Raw genomic sequence first — 22,540 nt, forward strand, 5'->3', positions numbered from 1 at the left:
CGGGCCTCAGCGCCCGGTGTGCACCTTGATCCGGATGGTCGACACGTCCCAGCCCTTGTTCTTGAGTCGCGTCACCAGCATCGGCGAGAGCTGGCGCAGCTTGGCGGCCGCGGCGCTGCCCTTGACCAGCAGGCACCAGACATCGCCCTCGGCCGGCCCGGCCTGGATGGCGGCGCGCATGGCGGGCGGAATCAGTCCTTCCACCGCCTTCAGCCGGTCCGAGGCATCGCGTGCGCGCGCCATCAGGCTTCCCAGGGTGGGCGAGCCTTCGGCAGCTTGCTGCAGCGAGATGGGCGGGGGCGTGCGGCGATACATGGGTAATCCAGGGGTTAGAAACAAGACAGCTAAAATGCCCGGTTTGCCGGCGTTCGCGCCGGAAAAATGGGCCGCTCGCCTGCGGATTTGATTTCAAAACTTGATTTCAAAGGTGGCGCGCCCAACTGCTTTCACCATATCTTAGGGAATCCGGTCGAAGTGCCTGTCGCGTCAGGTGCCCGCCCATCTCCACCCATGGCAACCAACTTCCTGACCCAGATTTTCGGCAGTCGCAACGATCGGCTGCTCAAGCAGTATCGCAAGACGGTGGAACGCATCAATGCGCTCGAACCCGAGTTCGAGAAGCTCAGCGACGACGCATTGCGCGCCAAGACGCAGGAGTTCAAGGACCGCGTGGCCAAGGGCGAATCGCTCGACGCCCTGTTGCCGGAAGCCTTTGCAACGGTGCGCGAGGGCTCCAAGCGCGTCATGAAGATGCGTCATTTCGACGTACAGATGCTCGGCGGCATGGCGCTGCACAACGGCAAGATCTCCGAAATGCGCACCGGCGAAGGCAAGACGCTGACCGCCACGCTGCCGGTGTACCTGAATGCGCTGTCCGGCAAGGGCGTGCACGTGGTCACGGTGAACGACTACCTCGCCAGCCGCGACGCCCGGTGGATGGGCCGGCTGTACAACTTCCTGGGCCTGTCGGTGGGCATCAACCTGCCGCAGATGCCGCGCGAAGAAAAGCAGGAAGCCTACGGCAGCGACATCACCTACGGCACGAACAACGAATACGGCTTCGACTACCTGCGCGACAACATGGTCTACGAGCCCGGCGACCGGGTTCAGCGCGGCCTGAACTTCGCCATCGTCGACGAAGTGGACTCGATCCTGATCGACGAAGCCCGCACGCCGCTGATCATCAGCGGCCAGGCCGAAGACCACACCGACCTCTACCTGGCCATCAACAAGGTGGTGCCGCTGCTGACCAAGCAGGAAGGCGAAGCCGACCCGCGCACGGGCGAAGGCGTCACGGTGCCCGGCGACTTCACGGTCGACGAAAAGACGCACCAGGTGTTCCTGACCGAAGACGGCCATGAGAACGCCGAGCGCATCCTGGGCGAGTTCAAGCTGCTGCCCGAGGGCGCCTCGCTCTACGACCCGGCCAACATCACGCTGATGCATCACCTGAATGCAGCGCTGCGTGCCCGTCACCTGTACCACCGCGACCAGCACTACGTGGTGCAGCAGGGCGAAGTGGTGATCGTCGACGAATTCACCGGCCGCCTGATGAGTGGCCGCCGCTGGAGCGACGGCCTGCACCAGGCCGTGGAAGCCAAGGAAGGCGTGGAAATCCAGGCCGAGAACCAGACGCTGGCCTCGATCACCTTCCAGAACTACTTCCGCCTTTACGCCAAGCTGGCCGGCATGACCGGCACGGCCGACACCGAGGCCTATGAATTCCAGGAAATCTACGGTCTCGAGACCACGATCATTCCGCCGAACCGCATCAGCAAGCGCGAAGACCAGCTCGACCGCGTCTACAAGACGACGCGCGAGAAGTACGAAGCGGCCATTCAAGACATCCGCGAGTGCTACGAGCGCGGCCAGCCGGTGCTGGTGGGTACTTCGTCGATCGAGAACTCCGAAATCATCGACGGCCTGCTGACGCAGGCGGGCCTGCCGCACCAGGTGCTCAACGCCAAGCAGCACGCACGCGAAGCCGACATCGTGGCGCAGGCCGGCCGGACCAAGATGATCACCATCGCGACCAACATGGCCGGTCGCGGTACCGACATCGTGCTGGGCGGCAACATCGAGAAGGTGATGGAGGCGATCGAAGCCGACGAATCGCTCGACGCCGCGGCCAAAGAGGCCGAGATCGCGCGCATTCGCGCCGAGTGGACCAAGGACCATGAATTCGTCAAGTCGCTCGGCGGCCTGCGCATCATTGCCACCGAACGCCACGAATCGCGCCGCATCGACAACCAGCTGCGCGGCCGTTCGGGCCGCCAGGGCGACCCGGGCTCCTCGCGCTTCTACCTGAGCCTGGACGATCCGCTGATGCGCATCTTCGCGGGCGACCGCGTGAAGGCGATCATGGACCGCCTGAAGATGCCCGATGGCGAGGCCATCGAGGCCGGCATCGTCACGCGCAGCATCGAGAGCGCGCAGCGCAAGGTCGAGGCGCGCAACTTCGACATCCGCAAGCAGCTGCTCGAATACGACGACGTGTCGAACGACCAGCGCAAGGTGATCTACCAGCAGCGCAACGACATCCTCGACGCGGCCGACCTCACGGCGCAGATCGCGGCGCTGCGCGAAGGCTGCTTCATGGACCTGGTGCGCCAGTACGTGCCGGCCGAATCGGTCGAAGAGCAGTGGGACCTGAACGGCCTCGAGAAGAGCCTCTTTGCCGAGTGGGGCCTGGACATGCCGCTCAAGAAGGAGGTCGAGGCCTCCGACGCCATCTCCGACGAGGACGTGCTCGAGAAGGTGGTCAAGGCCGCCAACGAGACCTTCGACGCCAAGCTGGCGCTGATCGGCCAGGAGAACTTCACGCAGTTCGAGCGCATGGTCCTGCTGCAGAGCATCGACACGCACTGGCGCGAACACCTGGCTTCGCTGGACTACCTGCGCCAGGGCATCCACCTGCGCGGCTATGCGCAGAAGCAGCCCAAGCAGGAATACAAGCGCGAAGCCTTCGAGCTGTTCGGCCAGTTGCTCGACTCGGTCAAGAACGAAGTCACGCGCCAGCTCATGACGGTGCGCGTGCAGTCGGGCGAGCAGCTCGAAGAAGCCGCCGAAGCCCTCGAAAGCCGCGGCGAAAACGTCGCCAACATCACCTACACGGCGCCCACCGAAACCGGCGAAGTCGAGGTGCGTGTCGACGAGGAAAGCCAGCGCCGCCTGGCAGCGGCTGGCGCGGGCGCGCTGAGCGCCGAGGCCCTGGCCTTCGCGCGCGTGGGCCGCAACGACCCCTGCCCCTGCGGCAGCGGCAAGAAGTACAAGCAATGCCACGGCAAGCTGAGCTGAAGTCCAGAACCTTTCATTGAGAGAAATTCCATGCCCGTGAACCTGTCCGCCCCCGATCCCGCCGCCTTGTTCGCGGTGCCCGGCGTCCGCATCGGCGTGGCCGAAGCGGGCGTGCGCAAGGCCAATCGCAAGGACCTGACGGTCGTGCTGATCGATGAAGGCTCGGCGGTCGGCGGCGTGTTCACGCAGAACCGTTTCTGCGCGGCACCGGTGCAGGTGTGCCGCGACCATCTGGCGGCCAACTTCGGCATTCGCGCGATGGTCATCAACACCGGCAATGCGAATGCCGGCACGGGCGAAGACGGGCTGATGCGCACGCGCTCCACCTGTATCGCGCTGGCGCGCAAGCTGGAGGTCGCGCCCGAGCAGATCCTGCCGTTCTCGACCGGCGTGATCATGGAGCCGCTGCCTGTCGATCGCATCGAAGCCGGCCTGCCGGCCGCGCTGGCCGACGCCTCGGAAAATCATTGGGCCCGTGCCGCCGAAGGCATCATGACCACCGACACGATTCCCAAGGCGTTCAGCCAGCGGGCGCAGGTCGGCGGCGCCACCGTCACCATCACCGGCATCAGCAAGGGCGCTGGCATGATCCGCCCGAACATGGCGACCATGCTCGGCTTCATGGCGACCGACGCGAAGATCGATCCGTCGCTGATCCAGCCGCTGGCCAAGCTGCTGGCCGATGCCTCGTTCAACCGCGTGACGATTGACGGCGACACCTCGACCAACGATTCGTTCGTGGTCATCGCGACGCAGAAGGCGGCGCACGTCACCATCACCTCGCTCGACTCGGCCGACGGCCAGGCGCTCGTGGCGGCCATGCAGAACGTGGCGCGCCAACTGGCGCAGGCCATCGTGCGCGACGGCGAAGGCGCGACCAAGTTCATCACCATCCAGGTCGAAGGCGGGCGCGATGCAGCCGAGTGCAAGCAGGTGGCTTACGCCGTGGCGCATTCGCCGCTGGTCAAGACCGCGTTCTTCGCCAGCGACCCGAACCTGGGCCGCATCTTGGCGGCCGTCGGCTATGCCGGCATCGCCGACCTCGACCAGACCGGCATCGACCTGTTCCTCGACGACGTGCATGTGGCCGTCAAGGGCGGGCGCAACCCGTCGTACCGCGAGGAAGACGGCCAGCGCGTGATGAAGCAGAGCGAGATCACGGTGCGCATCGGCCTGGGCCGTGGCAAGGCCAGCGAAACGGTGTGGACCTGCGACCTGAGCCACGACTACGTGACCATCAACGCCGATTACAGGTCATGAACGAGCAGTTCCAGAAGCTGATCGAGCGCGCCGAACAGCTCATTACCCGCATCGAATCGATCCTGCCGCAGCCCCTGGTGGCGCCGGCCGACTGGAACGCATCCATCGCGTGGCGTTATCGCCGCCGCAACTCGGGCCACGGCGTGCTGGAGCCCGTGAAGCACGTGGCCGCGATGGCGCTCGATTCGCTCAAGGAAATCGACGTCCAGAAGGAAAAGATCGAGCGCAACACGCGCCAGTTCGTCGAAGGCAAACCGGCCAACAACGTGCTGCTGACGGGTGCGCGCGGCACGGGCAAGTCGTCGCTGATCCGCGCCTGCCTGCAGGCCTATGCGCCGCAGGGCCTGCGCCTGATCGAAGTCGACAAGGCCGAGCTGACCGACCTGCCGGACATCGTCGAAGTGGTCTCGCAGCGCCCCGAGAAGTTCATCGTCTTCAGCGACGACCTGAGCTTCGACGAGGGCGAGCCGGGCTACAAGGCGCTCAAGTCGATCCTCGATGGATCGATTGCGGCATCGACGCCCAACGTGCTGATCTACGCGACCAGCAACCGGCGCCACCTGCTGCCCGAGTACATGAAGGACAACCTCACGTACAAGCACACCGACGATGGTGAAGTGCACCCGGGCGAGGTGATCGAGGAAAAGATCTCGCTGTCGGAGCGCTTCGGCCTCTGGGTGAGCTTCTATCCCTTCAGCCAGAACGAATACCTGACGATCGTGGGCCAGTGGCTCTCGTCGTTCGGCGTCGATGCAGCCGCCATCGCGGCGGCACGGCCTGAGGCTTTGGTCTGGGCACTCGAGCGCGGCTCGCGCAGCGGCCGCGTGGCCTACCAGTTCGCGCGCGACTACGCAGGGCGGGCCACCGCGTGAGCGAGTCGCAGGAAGCGCAAGGCCGCAAGCACACCGAGGTCGCGGTCGGCGTGCTGATCCGCCTGGCCGACGACGCGCTGCTGCTCTCGACCCGGCCCGAAGGCAAGGCCTACGCGGGCTACTGGGAGTTTCCCGGCGGCAAGATCGAAGCGGGCGAGACGGTCGAGCAGGCCCTGCGGCGCGAGCTGCAGGAAGAACTCGGCATCACCATCGAAGACGCCGAGGTCTGGAAGGTCACGGAGCATGACTACCCGCATGCGCTGGTGCGCCTGCACTGGTGCAAGGTGACTGCGTGGACCGGCGAGTTCGAGATGCGCGAAGGCCAGGCCATGGCGTGGCAGCACCTGCCGCTCGACGTGGCGCCGGTGTTGCCCGGTGCCTTGCCGGTGCTGGAGTGGCTGGTGCAGGAGCGCGGTCTGCCCGCGTCCGCGGCACAGGCCGTTTCGACGCTCGCGTAGCGGTTCGCGGTAAGAAGCCGCGGGCCCGCAGACAACAGATACATGCATCCCAAGTACCGCGCTGACATCGACGGCCTGCGTGCGGTCGCCGTCGCGTCGGTGGTGGTCTACCACGCCTTCCCGGGGCTGCTGCCGGGTGGCTTCATCGGCGTCGACATCTTCTTCGTGATCTCGGGCTTCCTGATCACGACGATCATTCTGCAGAGTCACGCCGCGGCCGATTTCAGCTACCGCGAGTTCTATGCGCGGCGCATCCGGCGGATCTTTCCGGCGTTGATGCTGGTGCTGGCCGCGACGCTGGCCTTCGGCTGGTACGTGCTGCTGAGCCGGGAGTTTGCGGAGCTCGGAAAGCAGGTCGCGGGCGGTGCCTCTTTCGTGGCCAATTTCGTCTTCTGGAGCGAGGCGGGTTACTTCGACACGGCGTCCGAGGTCAAGCCGCTGCTGCACCTGTGGTCGCTGGGCATCGAGGAGCAGTTCTACATTTTCTGGCCGCTGCTGCTGGGCATCGCATGGCGCAGGCGCTGGCCGATCGTGCGGGTGCTGTGGGCGCTGGCGGCGCTGTCGTTTCTCGTCAACGTGCTGACGATCCATCCGTTTCGCACGGCCGCTTTCTACTCGCCGGTTTCGCGCTTCTGGGAGCTGATGGCGGGTGCGATCCTGGCCGGCATGCGGCTGGCCCCGGCGTCGGCACCGAAGCCGTGGCGCAGCCATGTGCAGTCGGTGCTGGGCGTGGGGCTGATCGTGCTGGGGCTCGTGGCGGTCCGCAGCGACAAGGCGTTTCCGGGCTGGTGGGCGCTGCTGCCCGTGCTTGGCGCGGCGAGCTGCATCGCGGCCGGGCCGCTCGGGGTGCTGAACAAATACATCCTGTCGAACCGCGCGATGGTATGGCTGGGCCTCATCAGCTACCCGCTCTATCTGTGGCACTGGCCGCTGCTGGCGTTCGCGCGCATCGTCGAAGGCGCGGAGCCGCCGCTTGGCGCGCGTGCGGCGATGGTGGTGGCAAGCATTGCGCTGGCGTGGCTGACCTACCGGTATGTGGAGCGCTTCGTGCGGGTGCGCTCGGACACAGGCACGCTGCGCGTGCTCTGGCAAAGCGGCATCGTGGTGTTGATGGCTGGGCTGGTCGTCCTGGCGGGTGCGCCCGCGCGCAACGACAGCGCGCTGCTGCAGAAGGTGGTCGATGCCGGGTCGGACCGCGATTACTACGAGGGCTTCAAGCTGGTCAACCTGGACGGCTTCCCGATCCGGCGCTTTGGCGAGGGCGCCCACAAGGTGCTGCTGATCGGCGACAGCCATGTGATGCAGTACGCGCCGCGCGCCGCGGAGTTGGCCAGGTCGTCACCGGGGCAGATGGCGACAGTCGACTTCGCCACCTTTTTTGCCTGCCCGCCCATTCCCGGCGTGCTTGGCCGAGGCATCCCCGAATGCGGTGAAGGGCTCGACAAGGTTCTCCAGCACGCTCTCGATCCGAAGTTCGACGCGGTCGTGATCGGTGGCTGCTGGAACTGCTACTTCACCGGCAACCTGCCCGTGACCTACGAGTTCCGAACCGGCGGCGTGGCCTACCCACTGAACAACGGCGGCCCCGGCATCCCGCGTTCGCTGGATGCGCTCGAAGCCGTTCTGAAGAGATTGGCGGGGCGTGGCAAGAAGGTCTACCTGCTGCTGGACAACCCGACGGGCACGCAGTTCGCGCCTGACAGCCTGATCGAAGGGAGCCGGTTGGGCAAGCCGGCCGTGACCGACATGCGGACCGCTGCACTGCCGCCCGACCAGGCCAGCCTCGACCTGCAGCTTCGACGCATCGCCGCATCGAGCGGCGTGGAGATCGTCGATGCAACGTCTCACCTGTGCCAGGACGGCCAGTGCCTGCGGGCGATGCCCGATAAGACCCCGGTCTACGCGGACGACAATCACCTGCGGGCGACCTACACCCGGCACTCCGCGACCTATCTCGACCCGATCTTCCTTGGCGCCGGCGAGGGCGCCGGGCCGCGATAAGCGGTTGCCGCACGCCTGAACAACGCACCGATGCACCCCAAGTACCGTCCCGACATCGATGGCCTGCGCGCCGTGGCCGTGGCATCGGTCCTGGCCTATCACGCGTTTCCCGATGCGTTGCCCGGCGGGTTCATCGGGGTCGACATCTTCTTCGTGATCTCGGGCTTCCTGATCACGACGATCATCATGCAGAGCCACGCTGCGAGCGATTTCAGCTACAGCGACTTCTATGCGCGGCGTATCCGGCGGATCTTTCCGGCGCTGACGCTGGTGCTGGCCACTGCGCTGGCGCTGGGCTGGTATGTGCTGCTGCCCAGGGAGTTCTCGGAGCTCGGCAAGCAGGCCGCGGGTGGCATGGCCTTCGTGGCCAACTTCATCTTCTGGGGCGAGTCGGGCTACTTCGACACGATTGCCGAGACCAAGCCGCTGCTGCACCTGTGGTCGCTCGGCATCGAGGAGCAGTTCTATATTTTCTGGCCGCTGCTGCTCGGGTTCGCGTGGCGCATGCGCTGGCCGATCGTGCGGATGCTCTGGGTGCTGGCGGCGGTGTCGTTCGTTGCCAATGTGCTGATGGTGCATCCGTACCGCGAGGCCGCTTTCTATTCGCCGGGCTCGCGCTTCTGGGAACTGATGGTGGGCGGCATCCTGGCCTGCATGCGGCTGAAGCCGCCGACGCCTTCCGCATGGCGCAGCCATGCGCAGTCGGTGCTCGGTGTGGGGCTGATCGTGTACGGGCTGGTGTCGATCCGTGCGTACAAGGCGTTCCCCGGCTGGTGGGCGCTGCTGCCGACGCTGGGCGCGGTGAGCTGCATCGCGGCGGGGCCGAACGGGTTGCTCAACCGCTACGTGTTGTCGAACCGGGTGATGGTGTGGATCGGCCTCATCAGCTATCCGCTGTACCTGTGGCACTGGCCGTTGCTGGTGTACGCGCGCATCGTCGAGCAGGGCACGCCGTCGGCGGGCGTGCGCGTGGCCGCGGTGGTCGCCAGCGTGGTGCTGGCCTGGGGCACCTATCGGTTTGTCGAGCGCTACACGCGTGCAAAAACGGGCGTGGGCATGCTGCGCGCGTTGCTGGGGGCTGGTGTCGTTGTCGCGGTCGTGGGCCTGCTTGCCTTCGGTGGCATGTCGCCACGCAACGGCGGCGAGATGCTTCGCATGGTGTCCGATGCCACGGTCGACGGCGGCTATTACGACGACGTTCCCCGCGAGAAGCTGGGCTCGCGTTTCGTGAATCGCGTGGGCAACGGACGCGGGCAGGTGCTGCTGATCGGCGACAGCCACACGCAGCAGTACGGGCCGCGCGCGGCAGAACTGGCGCGCACTTCGCCCGAGCGGATGGCGACGGCGGTTTTCTCGACCTATGGGGCGTGTCCGCCCATTCCCGGCTTGATCGCCGAGGGCAATCCCGACTGCGAAAGGCAGCGCAACCGGATGCTCGAATTGGCGCGCGATCCGCGGTTCGACACGGTCGTGGTCGGGGCTTGCTGGAACTGCTACTTCACCGGGAATTTCCCGCTGGACTTCGAGTTCCGCGATGGCGTGTCGTCGTATCCGGTGAACAACGGGGGCCCGGGCATCGGGCGCTCGCTCGATGCGCTCCAGGCACTGCTGACGGATCTGGTCCATCGCAAGAAGAAGGTGTATCTGTTGCTGGACAACCCGAGCGGCCCGGCCTTCGAGCCGCTGCGGTTGATCGAGGGCAGCCGGCTTGGCACGATGACCGCCTCGCGAAGCACGCCGACCGCTGCGTTGCCGCCGGCCGAAGCGCAACTCAACGAGCGGCTGCTGCGGATCGCCGAGGCCAGCGGTGCCGAGCCTGTCGACGTGATCGCGCAGCTCTGCAAGGCCGGCGAATGCCTGCGGGCCATGCCCGACGGCAACCCGATCTACAAGGACAAGGAGCATCTGCGGCCGTACTACACGCGGCAGAACGCAAGCTACGTGGACAAGCTGTTCCTGGGCGATGGCCACGGCGGGCCGTCGCCGGCCGGCCGATAGAAGGAAGCCGCAGCAGGAAAGTCGCAGGGCCGGTGGCCGTTGCTACTGGATCTTGGGATCGCCGAAAGGCTCGTCGTCGGGCGGCGTCTCGGCCGGCATCCGGAACTCTTCGTTCGCCCAGGCACCGAGGTCGATGCCCTTGCAACGCGGGCTGCAGAAGGGGCGGTAGGGGTTGCTGGGCGCGTAAATGCTGTCGCCGCCGCACGCGGGGCAACGAACGATCCGCTCGCCTTTGTCGTTCAACTTGCTCATTGGATAGGCTCCGTGCCGTGCACCGCGGTTCGAGCCGGCTTGGGGCGGCCCGGCGCGGCGCTCACGCGCAAAGGGTCAGCTCGAAGGGCGCGTCTTCCGTGCTCTGGTGCAGCCGGTCGTCGGCCTCATGCCGCATGAGCCGCACCGACACCATCAGGCGGTTGCCGCTGATTTCGGGAACCAGCCCGAGCTTGGGGTCGATGCGCAGGCGCAGCAGCTGGAAGCTGCGGCCCTGCGGCAGGTTCTGCTGGAACTGGCCGTGGGTGGCGATCACCTTGTAGGGCACGTCGGCATCGCGCAGCAGCTTCAGCAGCAGGTAGATCGACGAGGCCAGCGGCGACAGCGTGTTGGACCAGCGTTCGAGGTCCGCGCGGCGGCTCGGAGCGCTGTGATGCTGCCAGGCGTAGTAGGCAGGCAGGTCAAACTCGCAGGTGCCGCCCGGAATGCCGGCACGGCTGCGGACGCTCATGAGCCACTCGTTCTCGGTCAGGGCCTGGCCGGCCTTGCCGGTCACGCTGTTGAGCGCGGTGAAATTGCGTTCCAGCTGGCCGACGACCTGGTCGAGCACGGCTTCGGCGATGGCCGGATTGCCCCGGTAGCTGTTGAAGACGTTCTTGTGCTTGTCCAGGTCGCGCAGCACGTCGGCCTTGAGGTCGGCGCGCGCGGCAACGTCCATGATCTCGAAGATCGTGATCAGGGCGTAGTGATGGGAGAGCGGCGATTCCGAGGGCACCAGTTCGCCGAGGCGGCGAAACAGGTGCTCCAGCCTCAGGTAGGTCCGGATGCGCTCGTTGAAGGGGTATTCGTAGAGGATCACGGGCGGGTTCCTGTCGTCGAATCGAATGAGCTCACGGGTGACGCGAGGGCGGTTCGGGCAGTTTCTTGCGGACTTCGTTCAGCATCAACTCGCCCAGCTCGAGCTGTCCGTGCATCGAGAGGTGAGTATCGTTCGGAAAAAAGAAGTCGCGAGTCAGCGCATGCCGCGTCTCGGCCCAGCCGAACAGGTCCGGGCCGAGGTTGGAGCCCCGGAACGCAGTGACGAAGTCCTTCGAGTGGTCGTGATCGATGTAGACGGTGGTCTTGTTGGGAATCACCATCCACAGCAGCGGCGTGCGGCGGGCCGCGGTGAAGGTCTTCATGGACTCCACGTTCGCCGGGGTGAGTTCGCCGTTGCGGATGTCTTCCGACAGGAACAGGGCCTTGTCGCACAGGCGGTTGCTGAAGAACTTGCAGCCGTCTTGAACCGGGCGCGCCATGGTCTCGACGTTGAAGACGGTGTCGCCCGGCGTCTTCATGGCGCGCTGGGTGTTGCGGTAGGTGATCAGGCCCGAGGTGAGCTGGGCGTTCCAGTTGAGGGCGAAGCCCGGTACTTCTTCGAACGGGGACGAGAAGGGCACCAGCTTCGCTTCGTAGGGCCTCACCATGTTCGGGCATTGGGCGCTCGTGCGCAGCCGCTCGTTGAGCAGCCGCTCCACGCTTTCGACGATGACCAGCTTGCCGCGAAAGCCGGCCTTGGCCAGCCAGTCGTCCACGTCGCCGCACAGGGCCTCGCCGAACTGGAGCCAGTAGGTGGTCGAGACGCGGTAGCCGGCCTTGACCAGCGCGGACTGCCACCGGTAGGTCATGGAGAAGCTGTCGCCGATCACGACGATGTCGGCCTGGTCGATGGGGGTGCCGCGCAGCAGCTCGGGGTCGACCTTGGGCGGTGGCGCGAGCCAGCCGAACTGCTGGTCGGACAGGCGGCCGATGCGCGACAGGTCGCCGTAGGGAATGGGCGTCGCCAGGGTGACGGCGAGCATCGCCGAGATGACGATGAAGCCCGCCAAGAAAGTCAGCAGCCAGACTTTGGCTGGTGTCGTGATGCGAGCCATCTCAGAACTGGAAATAGAGGAACGGGCTGTAGCTGCCGAGTCGCGAGATGCAGAAGCCCAGCAAGACCACCGTGAAGAGCGCCATCAGGGCGGTCGAGAGCCAGGCCAGGCGTGCGCGGCCGGCGAGCATCTGCACGCGCGGCACCCAGCGTTCGAGCGTGATCGTGGGCGGGAACGCCAGGCAGATGATCAGTGCGATCAGCATGGTCTGGAAGAACTTGGGCTTGCGGAAAGGGATGGCACCCATTTCATGGAACACCGAGACCGGCGCGCCGTGCATGCCGAGCATGCCCTTGTAGATCGCGATGGCGGCCTGCATGCTTTCGGCGCGGAAGACGATCCAGGCAATGATGACGCACAGGAAGGTGAGCAGCCAGCCCAGGAAGCGGCCCAGGCGGCCGGGCGTGGCATGGGGCCTGATCTTGGCGTTCCAGAGATGGTTGATCATCAGGAAGATGCCGTGCAGGGCACCCCAGATCACGAAGGTCCAGGCGGCGCCGTGCCACAGGCCGCCCAACAGCATCGTGAGGAAGAGGTTCAGGTAGCGGCGGGCCGGGCCCTTGCGGTTGCCGCCCAGCGGCACGTAGAGGTAGTCGCGCAGGAAGGTCGACAGCGAGATGTGCCAGCGGCGCCAGAACTCGATGATGTTCGTCGACTTGTAGGGCGAGCGGAAATTCAGCGGCAGCTGCACGCCCAGGCACATGGAAAGGCCCACGGCCATGTCGGAGTAGCCCGAGAAGTCGAAATAGATCTGCAGCGTGTAGGCCAGCGCTCCGAACCACGCGGTGTAGAGCGTGGGCTCCAGCCCTTGGTGCACGCCGTTGAACATCAGGTCGGCGTATTGCCCCATCGGGTCCGCGATGAGCAGCTTCTTGGCAAGGCCGAAGGTGAAGATGGCAAGGCCCAGCGCCAGCTTGTCGGGGCTGATGCGGTAGGTCGCCGGATTGGCGAACTGCGGCATCATTTGCGCGTGATGCAACACGGGGCCCGCGATCAGATGCGGGAAGTAGGTCACGAACAGGACGTAGTGGATGAAGCTGCGTTCATGCACCTTGCCCTGCCAGCAATCGACCAGGAAGGCGATCTGCGTGAAGGTATAGAACGAGATGCCGATAGGCAGCACGATGTGCAGCATCGGGATCTGCGAGAGGCCGGCCGCGGCAAGGCCGTCGTTCACGTTCGCGACGAAGAAGTTGGCGTACTTGAAGATCGCCAGCACACCCAGGTTGATCGCCAGCGCGATCACCAGCAGGGTCTTGCGCTTGCGGTCGTCGCGGCCGGGCGCGGGCGACAGCCGCAGCCCGAACCAGTAGTTGACGCAGATGGAGCCCAGCAGCAGGGGCAGGGCCTTGACGCTCCACCAGCCATAGAAGAAGAGCGAGGCCAGGGCAAGGAAGCCAGCGGCGGCCCGGGCGTTGCGCTTGCCGATCAGAAAGAACCCGATCAGGACCAGCGGGAAGTAGACAAAAATAAAGGGATACGAGTTGAACAGCATCTCGGGGAGGACACTTCAGCGAGTGCCTTTTTGTCGTAGTCGTTGTGCCGCCGCGAGGGCGGCGGTCTTGGATTATCGCGTGGTGGCCACTGACCACTGCTTCCAGAGACCCTGCACTTCGATTTCTAGTTCCGCCAGCGTGAGCGACTCATTGAAGATGATGGCGTCGGCCGCAGCCCGGCGCGCCTTGCGCGGGGCCTGCTGGGCAATGACGGCCCGGACCGCTTCGGGCGTCCAGGCCGAGCGTGCAACAACACGTTTCAACTGTGTTTCTTCTGTCGCATCGACCACCAGCACCCGTTCCACGATGGCGCGCCAGCGTCCGGATTCGACCAGGAGCGGCACGTCGAACACCACGATGGCGTCTTCGCCGGCTGCTGCGGCCTGGCGCTGTGTTTCGGCGCCGATCAGGGGGTGAAGAATGGATTCGAGACGGGCCTTGGCGCTTGCATCGGTGAACACGATCTGGCGCATGCCGGCCCGATCCAGCCCACCATCGGGTGCGATGACGCTGCGGCCAAAGGCCGCCTCGATGGCCGGCATGGCTGCGCCACCCGGCTGTGCAATGGCGCGCGCAATGGCGTCGGTGTCGACCAGTACGGCGCCCTGGGCGACCAGCAACGCCGCCACGGTGCTCTTGCCGCTCCCGATACCGCCCGTCAGGCCGATGCGCCGGACCATGCCTTGTGTCAATGGATCAGCGCGCCGAGCGGGAACGCGAACGGAATCCACTGCCTCACGAGTTCGGGGCCGGCCACCAGGCACACGAGGCCCGCGCCGGCCAGGAAGGGGCCGAATGCGATGGGGATGTCCTTGTGGGCGAGCTTGCCGGCAAAGCGCAGCGTCAGGCCGATCACGGCGCCGACCAGCGAAGAGACGAGGATGATCGCAATGAGGTAGTCGGCCCCGAGCCATGCGCCCAGTGCGGCGAGCAACTTGAAGTCTCCATAGCCCATGCCTTCCTTGCCAGTGACGAGGCGAAAGCCATGGTACACAAGCCAGAGGCTCAGGTAACCGAAGACCGCACCCCAGACGGCCGAACTCAGCGAGACGCCCGTCCAGCCCATGGCCGCGCCGATGAGGCCGAGCCAGAGCAGGGGGTAGTTGAGCGAATCGGGCAGGAACTGGGTGTCGAAATCGATCAGGAACTGGCAGATCAACAGTGCACCGAAGGCCGCCCACAGCACGCCGGTGGGCGTGAGGCCGAAACGGTAGGCGCAAAGCGCGAAGAGGGCACCCGTGACCAGCTCGACCAGCGGATAGCGCAGGCTGATCGGCGTTTTGCAGGACGCACAGCGGCCGCGCAGCAGCAGGTAGCTCAGCACGGGGATGTTCTGGTACCAGCGGATCTTGTGGCCGCAGGCGCCACAACGCGACGCGGGGCGCGTGAGATCGAAGGGGGACAGGCCATCGATTGCCACCGCGGCCTTGTCGGCTGCGGCTTCCAGTCCCTCGGGCGGCACGGCCTTCGAGCCGAAGACCAGCGACCAGAGCGAAGGGACATCCTTCAAGGGCCTGAGGTTGTCGACGGCATCGGCCAGCCAGGTCCGGTACATCATCACTGGCACGCGGTAGATCACCACATTCAGGAAGCTGCCGATCAATAGCCCCAGCACACCGGCGAAAGCGGTGTCGATTTCCCTCGAAACCAGCATCAAACGACCTGGCCGAGCTTGAAGATGGGCAGGTACATCGACACCACGATGCCACCGATGATCGTGCCGAGGAACACGATGATGATGGGTTCCATCAGGCTCGAGAGGCCTGCCACCATGTCGTCCACCTCGGACTCGTAGAAGTCGGCCGCCTTGCCGAGCATGTGGTCGATGGAGCCGGACTCTTCGCCGATGGAAGTCATCTGGATCACCATGGACGGGAACAGGTTCGCGTTGGTCATGGCTGTCGTGAGGCTGGTGCCGGTCGACACTTCCTGCTGGATCTTGGCGGTGGCGTCGCCGTAGACGGTGTTGCCCGAGGCGCCGCCCACGGAGTCCAGGGCTTCGACCAGCGGCACGCCGGCCGCAAACATGGTGGCCAGCGTGCGGGTCCAGCGGGCCACGCAGGATTTGTCGATCAGGGTGCCGAAGATGGGAATGCGGAGCAGCAAACGATCCATGGTCCTTTGCACGCGCTCGTTGCGCTTCCAAGCCTGCAGGAAGAAGTAGATGCCGCCGCCGATGCCGCCGAAGATCAACCACCAGTACGACACGAAGAATTCGCTGATGCCGATCACGATCAACGTGGGCGCTGGCAGGTCGGCACCGAATGAGGTGAACACCTCTTTGAATGCCGGGATGACGAAGATCATGATGATGGCGATCACGATGAAGGCCACCACGACCACCGAGATCGGATACATCAGCGCCGATTTGATCTTGGACTTGATCGCCTCGGTTTTCTCCATGTAGGTGGCCAGGCGGTCGAGCAGTTCTTCAAGAATACCGGCCGCTTCACCCGCCTCCACCAGGTTGCAGTAGAGGTTGTCGAAGTACTTCGGAAACTTGCGGAACGCCGCCGACAGCGATGTGCCGGTTTCCACGTCGCTGCGGATGTCGTTCAGGAGCTTGGCCACGCTGGCGTTGGCATTGCCGCGCCCGACGATGTCGAAGGACTGCATCAGGGGCACGCCGGCCTTCATCATGGTGGCGAGCTGGCGCGTGAAGATCGCGATGTCTTTCGGCTTGATTGCCTTGCCCGAGCGCATGCGGCGCTTCTTGATCTTGGATGCGAGCACGCCCTGGCGGCGCAATGCAGCCTGTACCTGGTTTTCGCCGGCGGCCCGGAGTTCGCCGCGCACCAGCTTGCCGTTGCGGTCCTTGCCTTCCCATTCGAAGACAAATTCCTTGTGCGTGACCTGGGAGCGGGAAGATGCCACTGTTGCCATTCGATCTCCGATGTGCAGTGTTCGTTATTCGTTGGTGCACGCCACCACTTCTTCGAGCGAAGTGAGGCCCTGCATGACTTTTCGAAGGCCCGACTGGCGCAGCGAGCGCACCCCCTCGGCCTCGGACTGTTGTGCGATGTCGAGTGCGCTGCCATCGCGCAGGATGATTTCCTGGATGGCCTCGGAGATCGGCATCACCTGGTAGATGCCGACCCGGCCCTTGTAGCCGCCGCTGCATGCAGAGCAGCCAACGGGCTTGTAGGGCTTCCAGGTACCGTCCAGGTCTTCTTCCCTGAAGCCTGCATCGAGCAACGCCTCGCGCGGGACGTCGGCGGGCACGCGGCAGATGGTGCACAGGCGGCGTGCCAGGCGCTGCGCGGTGATCAGGATCACGCTGGACGCAATGTTGAAGGGCGCGATGCCCATGTTGCGCATCCGCGTGAGCGTCGTCGGCGCGTCGTTCGTGTGCAGCGTCGACAGCACCAAATGGCCGGTTTGTGCGGCCTTGATCGAGATGTCGGCAGTTTCGAGGTCGCGGATTTCGCCGACCATGATGATGTCCGGGTCCTGCCGCAGGAAGGCGCGCAACGCGGTCGCGAAGGTCAGGCCCGCGCGCTCGTTGACGTTGACCTGGTTGACGCCGGGCAAGTTGATTTCGGACGGGTCTTCCGCCGTCGCAATGTTGACGCCCGGTTGGTTCAGCAGGTTCAGACAGGTGTACAGCGACACCGTCTTGCCCGAACCGGTGGGACCGGTCACCAGCACCATGCCGTAGGGACGGCCGATGGCATGGAGCAGGCGCTCCTTCTCGTCCGCGTCGTAGCCCAGGGCATCGATGCCCAGACGGGCGCTGCTGGGGTCAAGAATACGAACGACGATCTTCTCGCCGAACAGCGTGGGCAGAGTGCTCACGCGAAAGTCGATCACCCGATCGGGCCCGATCTTGAGCTTCATGCGGCCGTCTTGCGGCACGCGTTTTTCGGAGATGTCGAGGCGGGAAATGACCTTGATCCGCGAAGCGAGCTTGTCCTTGATGACCGTCGGCGGACTGGCGATCTCGCGCAATTCGCCGTCGACGCGAAAGCGCACGCGGTAGTGGTGCTCGTAGGGCTCGAAGTGAATGTCCGAAGCGCGCATGCCGACGGCGTCGAGCAGCATCTTGTGAAGGAAGCGAACGACCGGAGCGTCCTCGACCTCGGCGATGGCCTGTTCGTTGGCGTCACCCGAGGTGTCGGCGGATACGTCGTCGAACTCGAACTCGCTGCCGACGATGCTGTTGATCGTCTCCGCTGCGCTGACGGCGGCGGCTTCGATCATCCGGGAGAGCTTGTCATACTCCGCGATGACCCAGTCCACGCCCATTTGCGAAGCGAACTTGATCTTCTCCGCCGCCTGCTGGTCGGACGGGTCGGCCGTTGCAACGATCAGGCGGTTGTTGCGTTTGCTGAGGACGACGATGCGGTACGCGTGACACAGCTTCGGATCGAGCAGGTCCTTGGGCAGGCGCTGGTGATCGATGGCGTCCAGGTCGAGCAGTGGTGCACCGAAGGCGCTGGAAAGCGTGTGGGCAAGGTCGGCGGCCGAGACGGCGCCGGTGCCAGTCAGTTCCGCGATGAAACTGGTGCGGCCGCTCAGCGACTTCTGGTAGATGTCTTCGGCGATCTTTGCGGGAAGCTTGCCGGCCGAAACCAGGGCGCGCGCAAGCCCGGGTAGGGCGATCTGCGTAGGTTCTTTAACAGGAAGTTCGGCAGCGGCCATTCAGCGAATGCAAGAGATGTGAAAAAGTGCTTCACGATCATCGCTGAACACCCCTGTGCTGTAAATCGCTACGCAGCAACAGGCATGGGCATTTATTTGTTCCAGCCAAAAGCTGGTCGGGGTGAGAGGATTCGAACCTCCGGCCTCTACGTCCCGAACGTAGCGCTCTACCAGGCTAAGCTACACCCCGATGGTTGCAAGAAAAAAGAAATCGTCCTAGATGCCAACTCAAAAGAGGTGTTCAGGCACGTCGCTCAAGCAACTGAGCCGCTAATTGTAGCAAACCAGAAGCGTGAGAATTGGCTGCGAAGCCACTAAGTGCGTGAATTGCGCGTTGCGCCTCTGCGGCGGCGGCAGCCCGGGAGGCATCCAGCGCGCCGGTTTCGCGAACAATTTCAACAACTTTGCCCAGCTGCGCGGTGTCGCCGGCCTCGATGGCTGCGCGTACCAGCGCGCTTTGTGCTGATGTGCCTCGTTGCATTGCAAAGATGAGCGGCAGCGTGGTCTTGCCTTCACGCAGGTCGTCGCCCACGTTTTTCCCTGTTTCGTGGGCGTCGCCTGCGTAATCGAGCACGTCGTCGATCACCTGGAATGCCGTGCCAAGCGCCTGGCCGTAGGTGGCGCATGCTTCTTCGGTCTCGGGCGTGGCGCCTGCGAGCACGGCGGCGAGCCGCGTGCTGGCTTCGAAGAGCTTGGCGGTTTTCGAGCGAATGACGCGCAGGTATGCGGCCTCGTCCAGCGAGGCGTCGTGCATGTTCATCAGCTGGAGGACTTCGCCTTCTGCGATCACGTTCGTCGCCTCGGCGAGGATCTGCATGACGCGCATGTTGTTTGCATCCAACATCATCTGGAATGCGCGCGAATACAGAAAGTCGCCGACCAGTACGCTGGCCGGATTGCCGAACGATTCGTTGGCCGTTGCCCGGCCGCGCCGCAGCGTCGACTCATCGACCACGTCGTCGTGCAGGAGGGTGGCCGTGTGGATGAACTCGACGACGGCAGCCAGATTGAAGCGCTGCTCACCCGTGTAGCCCAATGCGCCGGACATCAGCAGCAAAAGGGCAGGCCGCAAGCGCTTGCCGCCGGCGGAGATGATGTATTTGGAAACCTGGCTGACCAGCGGTACGCCTGTGTCGAGGCGGCGGGCAATCACACGGTCGACTTCGACCATGTCGCCGGCAATCAGGTCCAGCACGGTGGCGGTGGGGGAGGTGTCGGCGGCGGGAACTGGCAAAGCGAAGGCGCAGAGCGCTGCTGTAAATGAGAATGACCCAAGGGTCGGAAGGCGCAAATTATAGGGAGCAGCCTTCAGTTGTCGCTGGTGGGCGGGGCCAAGGTGGCCGGTAGACGCAAACCGCGCTATAATCTTGGGCTCTGCGGAATTCGCTGCGGAGACTCATTTCTAAGAGGTTTACATGTACGCGGTCATAAAAACCGGCGGCAAGCAGTATCGCGTTGCTTCCGGCGAAAAAATTAAAGTAGAACAGATTGCTGCGGACGTAGGCCAGGAAATCGTGATCGACCAGGTTCTGGCCGTCGGAAACGGCGCTGAAATCAAGGTTGGCACGCCCCTGGTGTCCGGCGCAACGGTGACAGTCACGGTACTGTCGCACGGCAAGCACGACAAGGTTCGCATCTTCAAGATGCGCCGTCGCAAGCACTATCAGAAACGTCAAGGCCATCGCCAGCAGTTCACCGAACTGCAAATCGGCGCGATCGCCGGCTAAGGAGCACATTCCATGGCACAGAAAAAAGGCGGCGGCTCAACGCGAAACGGGCGCGATTCCAAGCCCAAGATGCTCGGCGTGAAGGCTTTCGGCGGTGAACTGATCAGCGCAGGCTCGATCATCGTGCGCCAGCGCGGCACCCAGTTCCACCCCGGCGTCAACGTCGGCGTGGGCAAGGACCACACGCTGTTTGCCCTGGTCGACGGCCATGTGTCGTTCGCTACCAAGGGTGCACTCAACAAGCACACGGTCAACGTGACCCCCGCGGCGTAAGCCCGAGTCACTTCGATCTGCCCGAGGCCCCGCTTTGCCGGGGCTTCTTCATTTGTAAACTGGACATCCCATGAAGTTCGTTGACGAAGCCTTCATCGACATCGCCGCCGGCGATGGCGGCAACGGCTGCGTGTCGTTCCGTCATGAGAAGTACAAAGAATTCGGCGGCCCCAATGGCGGCGATGGTGGCCGCGGTGGTCATGTCTACGCGGTGGCCGACTCGAACCTCAACACGCTGGTCGACTTCCGTTACTCGCGCCGCCACGAGGCCAGGCGCGGCGAGCACGGCATGGGCTCCGACATGTTCGGTGCCGCCGGCGACGACATCACGCTCAGGATGCCGGTCGGCACGATCGTCTCCGATGCCGAAACGGGCGAGGTGCTGTACGAGCTGCTGACGGAAGGCGAAGTCGTCACCATCGCCAAGGGCGGTGACGGCGGCTTCGGCAATATGCGTTTCAAGAGTGCCATCAACCGAGCCCCGCGTCAGAAGACGCCCGGTTGGCCTGGCGAGAAAAAAAGCCTGAAGCTCGAGCTCAAGGTGCTGGCCGATGTCGGTTTGCTCGGCATGCCGAATGCGGGCAAGTCGACGCTGATCAGCGCGATCTCGAACGCTCGCCCGCGCATCGCAGACTATCCCTTCACCACGCTGCATCCGAATCTTGGCGTCGTGCGCGTCGGTCCGGAGCAGAGCTTCGTGGTGGCTGACCTGCCTGGTCTGATCGAAGGTGCTTCTGAAGGCGCTGGCCTGGGCCATCTCTTCCTGCGCCATCTGCAGCGCACGCGGCTGCTGCTGCACGTCGTCGACATGGCGCCGTTCGACGACACGATCGATCCGGTCGCACAGGCCAAGGCCATAGTGGGCGAGCTGAAGAAATACGACGACGCCCTTTACGAAAAGCCGCGCTGGCTCGTGCTCAACAAGCTGGACATGGTGCCCGCCGACGAGCGTGCGGCCCGCGTCAAGGACTTCGTGAAGCGTTTGCGTTTCAAGGGGCCGGTGTTCGAGATTTCGGCACTCACGCGCGAAGGCTGCGAGCATCTGGTACAGGCGGTCTATCAGCAGGTCAAGGCCCAGCAGGTGGCCGAACAGGTGCCGGTCGAGGTCGATCCGCGCTTCGTCGAGTTGCCGCCAGACCCGTCCTGACGGCGGCGTGGCATCGAATCCGGTGCCACTCGATTCACACACAGCCCATCGCGCCCCATCCACGCCCGTTACTGCCGAAAATGACCTCGAACTCCGGATCCACTGCCTTGCGGGATGCCCGCCGTATCGTCGTCAAGGTGGGCTCCAGCCTCGTGACCAACGAGGGGCGCGGCCTGGATGAAAGCGCTATCGGCGAGTGGTGCCGGCAATTGGCGGAGTTGGTCCGTGACGGGCGCGAGGTCGTGATGGTGTCGAGCGGGGCGATTGCCGAAGGCATGAAGCGCCTGGGCTGGCGCACCCGGCCGCACGAAATCCATGAACTTCAGGCCGCGGCGGCCGTCGGGCAGATGGGCCTGGCCCAGATGTACGAGACCAAGCTGCGCGAGAACCAGATCGGCAGCGCCCAGGTGCTGCTGACCCACGCCGACCTTGCCGACCGCGAACGCTACCTCAATGCACGCTCGACGCTCGTCACGCTGCTCCGCCTGGGCGTGGTGCCTGTCATCAACGAGAACGACACGGTCGTCAACGACGAGATCAAGTTCGGCGACAACGACACGCTGGGTGCGCTCGTGGCCAACCTCGTCGAGGCCGACGCGCTGGTCATCCTGACGGACCAGAAGGGCCTTTACACCGCCGATCCGCGCAAGGACCCGGACGCGAAGTTCGTGCACGAGGCCGCCGCCGGCGACCCGGCACTCGAAGCGATGGCGGGTGGCGCCGGCTCCAGCATCGGCCGCGGCGGCATGATCACCAAGATCCTTGCGGCCAAGCGTGCGGCCGGATCGGGCGCATCCACCGTGATTGCATGGGGGCGCGAATCCGACGCCCTGCTGCGGCTGGTCCGTGGCGAATCCATCGGGACCTTGCTGGTCGCGCAAACGGCCAAGCACCAGGCGCGCAAGCGCTGGATGGCCGATCACCTGCAGCTGCGGGGCTCGGTCGTCGTCGATGCAGGGGCGGCTGCCAAGGTACGCGCTGAAGGCAAGAGCTTGCTGCCGATCGGCATGACCGGCGTGTCGGGCGAGTTCTCTCGCGGCGACGTGATCGCGGTTCGGGATGCCGATGGCGTCGAACTGGCCCGTGGCCTGGCCAACTATTCGAGCGTGGAGGCGCGGCTGCTGTGTCGCAAGCCTTCTGCCGAGTTCGAACGGCTGCTCGGTTACGCGGCAGAGCCGGAGATGGTGCACCGGGACAACATGGTGCTGATGCCCAGCTGATCGGCGGGCGAGGGGCCTTGCTTGCCG

The 22,540-nt window shown here is 64.7% G+C and carries 20 protein-coding genes and 1 tRNA gene; 10 read left to right on the forward strand and 11 right to left on the reverse strand.

Annotation, left to right across the window (positions count from 1 at the left end; all coding sequences use genetic code 11):
* Positions 1-6: 6 nt before the first annotated feature.
* Positions 7-315: a hypothetical protein gene (locus BLQ28_RS07120; protein WP_093238002.1), complete on the reverse strand. Its 309-nt coding sequence runs from the start codon at positions 313-315 to the stop codon at positions 7-9.
* A 195-nt stretch (positions 316-510) separates the two neighbouring features.
* On the opposite strand from BLQ28_RS07120, the gene secA reads away from it, so the two are divergent.
* The 6 genes from secA to BLQ28_RS07150 are packed head-to-tail and all read left to right on the forward strand — an operon-like array spanning position 511 to position 9,886.
* A complete protein-coding gene (gene secA, locus BLQ28_RS07125; RefSeq protein WP_093238004.1) occupies positions 511-3,297 on the forward strand; it encodes a preprotein translocase subunit SecA in 2,787 nt (928 codons plus the stop codon).
* Between the two features lie 30 nt (positions 3,298-3,327).
* Positions 3,328-4,557: a bifunctional glutamate N-acetyltransferase/amino-acid acetyltransferase ArgJ gene (gene argJ / locus BLQ28_RS07130; protein ID WP_093238005.1), complete on the forward strand. Its 1,230-nt coding sequence runs from the start codon at positions 3,328-3,330 to the stop codon at positions 4,555-4,557.
* Positions 4,554-5,429, forward strand: coding sequence for an ATP-binding protein (locus tag BLQ28_RS07135; protein WP_093238006.1), 876 nt, complete (start codon positions 4,554-4,556; stop codon positions 5,427-5,429). The genes argJ and BLQ28_RS07135 overlap by 4 nt, the downstream gene beginning before the upstream one ends.
* The gene (locus tag BLQ28_RS07140; RefSeq protein WP_093238008.1) at positions 5,426-5,887 is read left to right on the forward strand and encodes a (deoxy)nucleoside triphosphate pyrophosphohydrolase; all 462 of its coding nucleotides are present in this window, start codon (positions 5,426-5,428) and stop codon (positions 5,885-5,887) included. The genes BLQ28_RS07135 and BLQ28_RS07140 overlap by 4 nt, the downstream gene beginning before the upstream one ends.
* A gap of 42 nt (positions 5,888-5,929) precedes the next feature.
* Complete coding sequence (locus BLQ28_RS07145) at positions 5,930-7,888, forward strand: acyltransferase family protein (RefSeq protein WP_093238009.1); 1,959 nt, start codon at positions 5,930-5,932, stop codon at positions 7,886-7,888.
* Between the two features lie 30 nt (positions 7,889-7,918).
* Positions 7,919-9,886, forward strand: coding sequence for an acyltransferase family protein (locus BLQ28_RS07150; protein ID WP_093238011.1), 1,968 nt, complete (start codon positions 7,919-7,921; stop codon positions 9,884-9,886).
* Positions 9,887-9,928: 42 nt separating this feature from the next.
* Here BLQ28_RS07150 and BLQ28_RS07155 read toward each other — a convergent pair whose 3' ends face one another.
* The 10 genes from BLQ28_RS07155 to BLQ28_RS07200 all read right to left on the reverse strand — a co-directional run bounded on the left by BLQ28_RS07155 (position 9,929) and on the right by BLQ28_RS07200 (position 19,380).
* The gene (locus BLQ28_RS07155; protein WP_093238012.1) at positions 9,929-10,138 is read right to left on the reverse strand and encodes a DNA gyrase inhibitor YacG; all 210 of its coding nucleotides are present in this window, start codon (positions 10,136-10,138) and stop codon (positions 9,929-9,931) included.
* Between the two features lie 61 nt (positions 10,139-10,199).
* A complete protein-coding gene (zapD, locus tag BLQ28_RS07160) occupies positions 10,200-10,955 on the reverse strand; it encodes a cell division protein ZapD (RefSeq protein WP_093238014.1) in 756 nt (251 codons plus the stop codon).
* A gap of 31 nt (positions 10,956-10,986) precedes the next feature.
* Positions 10,987-12,009 (reverse strand): alginate O-acetyltransferase AlgX-related protein, encoded by a 1,023-nt coding sequence (locus tag BLQ28_RS07165; RefSeq protein WP_256327207.1) that lies wholly within the window; start codon positions 12,007-12,009, stop codon positions 10,987-10,989.
* Position 12,010: 1 nt separating this feature from the next.
* A complete protein-coding gene (locus BLQ28_RS07170) occupies positions 12,011-13,504 on the reverse strand; it encodes an MBOAT family O-acyltransferase (protein ID WP_093238016.1) in 1,494 nt (497 codons plus the stop codon).
* Between the two features lie 72 nt (positions 13,505-13,576).
* Positions 13,577-14,185 carry a dephospho-CoA kinase gene (gene coaE, locus BLQ28_RS07175; RefSeq protein WP_093238017.1) on the reverse strand — a complete coding sequence of 203 codons (609 nt, stop codon included), beginning with the start codon at positions 14,183-14,185 and terminating at the stop codon, positions 13,577-13,579.
* Between the two features lie 8 nt (positions 14,186-14,193).
* A complete protein-coding gene (locus BLQ28_RS07180) occupies positions 14,194-15,159 on the reverse strand; it encodes a prepilin peptidase (protein WP_093238019.1) in 966 nt (321 codons plus the stop codon).
* The gene (locus tag BLQ28_RS07185) at positions 15,159-16,388 is read right to left on the reverse strand and encodes a type II secretion system F family protein (RefSeq protein ID WP_093238020.1); all 1,230 of its coding nucleotides are present in this window, start codon (positions 16,386-16,388) and stop codon (positions 15,159-15,161) included. The genes BLQ28_RS07180 and BLQ28_RS07185 overlap by 1 nt, the downstream gene beginning before the upstream one ends.
* A 24-nt stretch (positions 16,389-16,412) precedes the next feature.
* The gene (gene pilB / locus BLQ28_RS07190; protein ID WP_093238022.1) at positions 16,413-18,146 is read right to left on the reverse strand and encodes a type IV-A pilus assembly ATPase PilB; all 1,734 of its coding nucleotides are present in this window, start codon (positions 18,144-18,146) and stop codon (positions 16,413-16,415) included.
* A 113-nt stretch (positions 18,147-18,259) separates the two neighbouring features.
* Positions 18,260-18,336: transfer RNA gene (locus BLQ28_RS07195), tRNA-Pro, on the reverse strand.
* 51 nt (positions 18,337-18,387) lie between these two features.
* On the reverse strand, positions 18,388-19,380 hold the full coding sequence (locus BLQ28_RS07200; protein WP_093238023.1) for a polyprenyl synthetase family protein: 993 nt from the start codon (positions 19,378-19,380) through the stop codon (positions 18,388-18,390).
* 181 nt (positions 19,381-19,561) lie between these two features.
* On the opposite strand from BLQ28_RS07200, the gene rplU reads away from it, so the two are divergent.
* From rplU to proB, 4 genes are all read left to right on the forward strand, one after another.
* Positions 19,562-19,873, forward strand: coding sequence for a 50S ribosomal protein L21 (rplU, locus tag BLQ28_RS07205; protein WP_057592097.1), 312 nt, complete (start codon positions 19,562-19,564; stop codon positions 19,871-19,873).
* A 12-nt stretch (positions 19,874-19,885) separates the two neighbouring features.
* Entirely contained in the window at positions 19,886-20,146 is a 261-nt protein-coding gene (gene rpmA / locus BLQ28_RS07210; RefSeq protein ID WP_019656544.1) for a 50S ribosomal protein L27, read from the forward strand.
* 70 nt (positions 20,147-20,216) lie between these two features.
* Complete coding sequence (gene cgtA, locus BLQ28_RS07215; RefSeq protein WP_093238025.1) at positions 20,217-21,293, forward strand: Obg family GTPase CgtA; 1,077 nt, start codon at positions 20,217-20,219, stop codon at positions 21,291-21,293.
* 80 nt (positions 21,294-21,373) lie between these two features.
* The gene (gene proB / locus BLQ28_RS07220) at positions 21,374-22,513 is read left to right on the forward strand and encodes a glutamate 5-kinase (RefSeq protein ID WP_093238026.1); all 1,140 of its coding nucleotides are present in this window, start codon (positions 21,374-21,376) and stop codon (positions 22,511-22,513) included.
* The last annotated feature ends 27 nt before the right edge of the window (positions 22,514-22,540 follow it).

This window comes from Variovorax sp. EL159 (assembly GCF_900100965.1).
Classification (GTDB): domain Bacteria; phylum Pseudomonadota; class Gammaproteobacteria; order Burkholderiales; family Burkholderiaceae_C; genus Variovorax.

Bases quoted from the DNA above. Each gene is read 5' to 3' on its own strand.
- rpmA (WP_019656544.1), top strand. From the start codon at position 19,886: ATGGCACAGAAAAAAGGCGGCGGCTCAACGCGAAACGGGCGCGATTCC.
- BLQ28_RS07135 (WP_093238006.1), top strand. From the start codon at position 4,554: ATGAACGAGCAGTTCCAGAAGCTGATCGAGCGCGCCGAACAGCTCATT.
- BLQ28_RS07165 (WP_256327207.1), bottom strand. From the start codon at position 12,009: ATGGCTCGCATCACGACACCAGCCAAAGTCTGGCTGCTGACTTTCTTG.
- rplU (WP_057592097.1), top strand. From the start codon at position 19,562: ATGTACGCGGTCATAAAAACCGGCGGCAAGCAGTATCGCGTTGCTTCC.
- pilB (WP_093238022.1), bottom strand. From the start codon at position 18,146: ATGGCCGCTGCCGAACTTCCTGTTAAAGAACCTACGCAGATCGCCCTA.
- secA (WP_093238004.1), top strand. From the start codon at position 511: ATGGCAACCAACTTCCTGACCCAGATTTTCGGCAGTCGCAACGATCGG.
- BLQ28_RS07180 (WP_093238019.1), bottom strand. From the start codon at position 15,159: ATGCTGGTTTCGAGGGAAATCGACACCGCTTTCGCCGGTGTGCTGGGG.
- BLQ28_RS07185 (WP_093238020.1), bottom strand. From the start codon at position 16,388: ATGGCAACAGTGGCATCTTCCCGCTCCCAGGTCACGCACAAGGAATTT.
- BLQ28_RS07170 (WP_093238016.1), bottom strand. From the start codon at position 13,504: ATGCTGTTCAACTCGTATCCCTTTATTTTTGTCTACTTCCCGCTGGTC.
- coaE (WP_093238017.1), bottom strand. From the start codon at position 14,185: ATGGTCCGGCGCATCGGCCTGACGGGCGGTATCGGGAGCGGCAAGAGC.
- BLQ28_RS07155 (WP_093238012.1), bottom strand. From the start codon at position 10,138: ATGAGCAAGTTGAACGACAAAGGCGAGCGGATCGTTCGTTGCCCCGCG.
- BLQ28_RS07145 (WP_093238009.1), top strand. From the start codon at position 5,930: ATGCATCCCAAGTACCGCGCTGACATCGACGGCCTGCGTGCGGTCGCC.
- proB (WP_093238026.1), top strand. From the start codon at position 21,374: ATGACCTCGAACTCCGGATCCACTGCCTTGCGGGATGCCCGCCGTATC.
- BLQ28_RS07150 (WP_093238011.1), top strand. From the start codon at position 7,919: ATGCACCCCAAGTACCGTCCCGACATCGATGGCCTGCGCGCCGTGGCC.
- argJ (WP_093238005.1), top strand. From the start codon at position 3,328: ATGCCCGTGAACCTGTCCGCCCCCGATCCCGCCGCCTTGTTCGCGGTG.
- BLQ28_RS07120 (WP_093238002.1), bottom strand. From the start codon at position 315: ATGTATCGCCGCACGCCCCCGCCCATCTCGCTGCAGCAAGCTGCCGAA.
- cgtA (WP_093238025.1), top strand. From the start codon at position 20,217: ATGAAGTTCGTTGACGAAGCCTTCATCGACATCGCCGCCGGCGATGGC.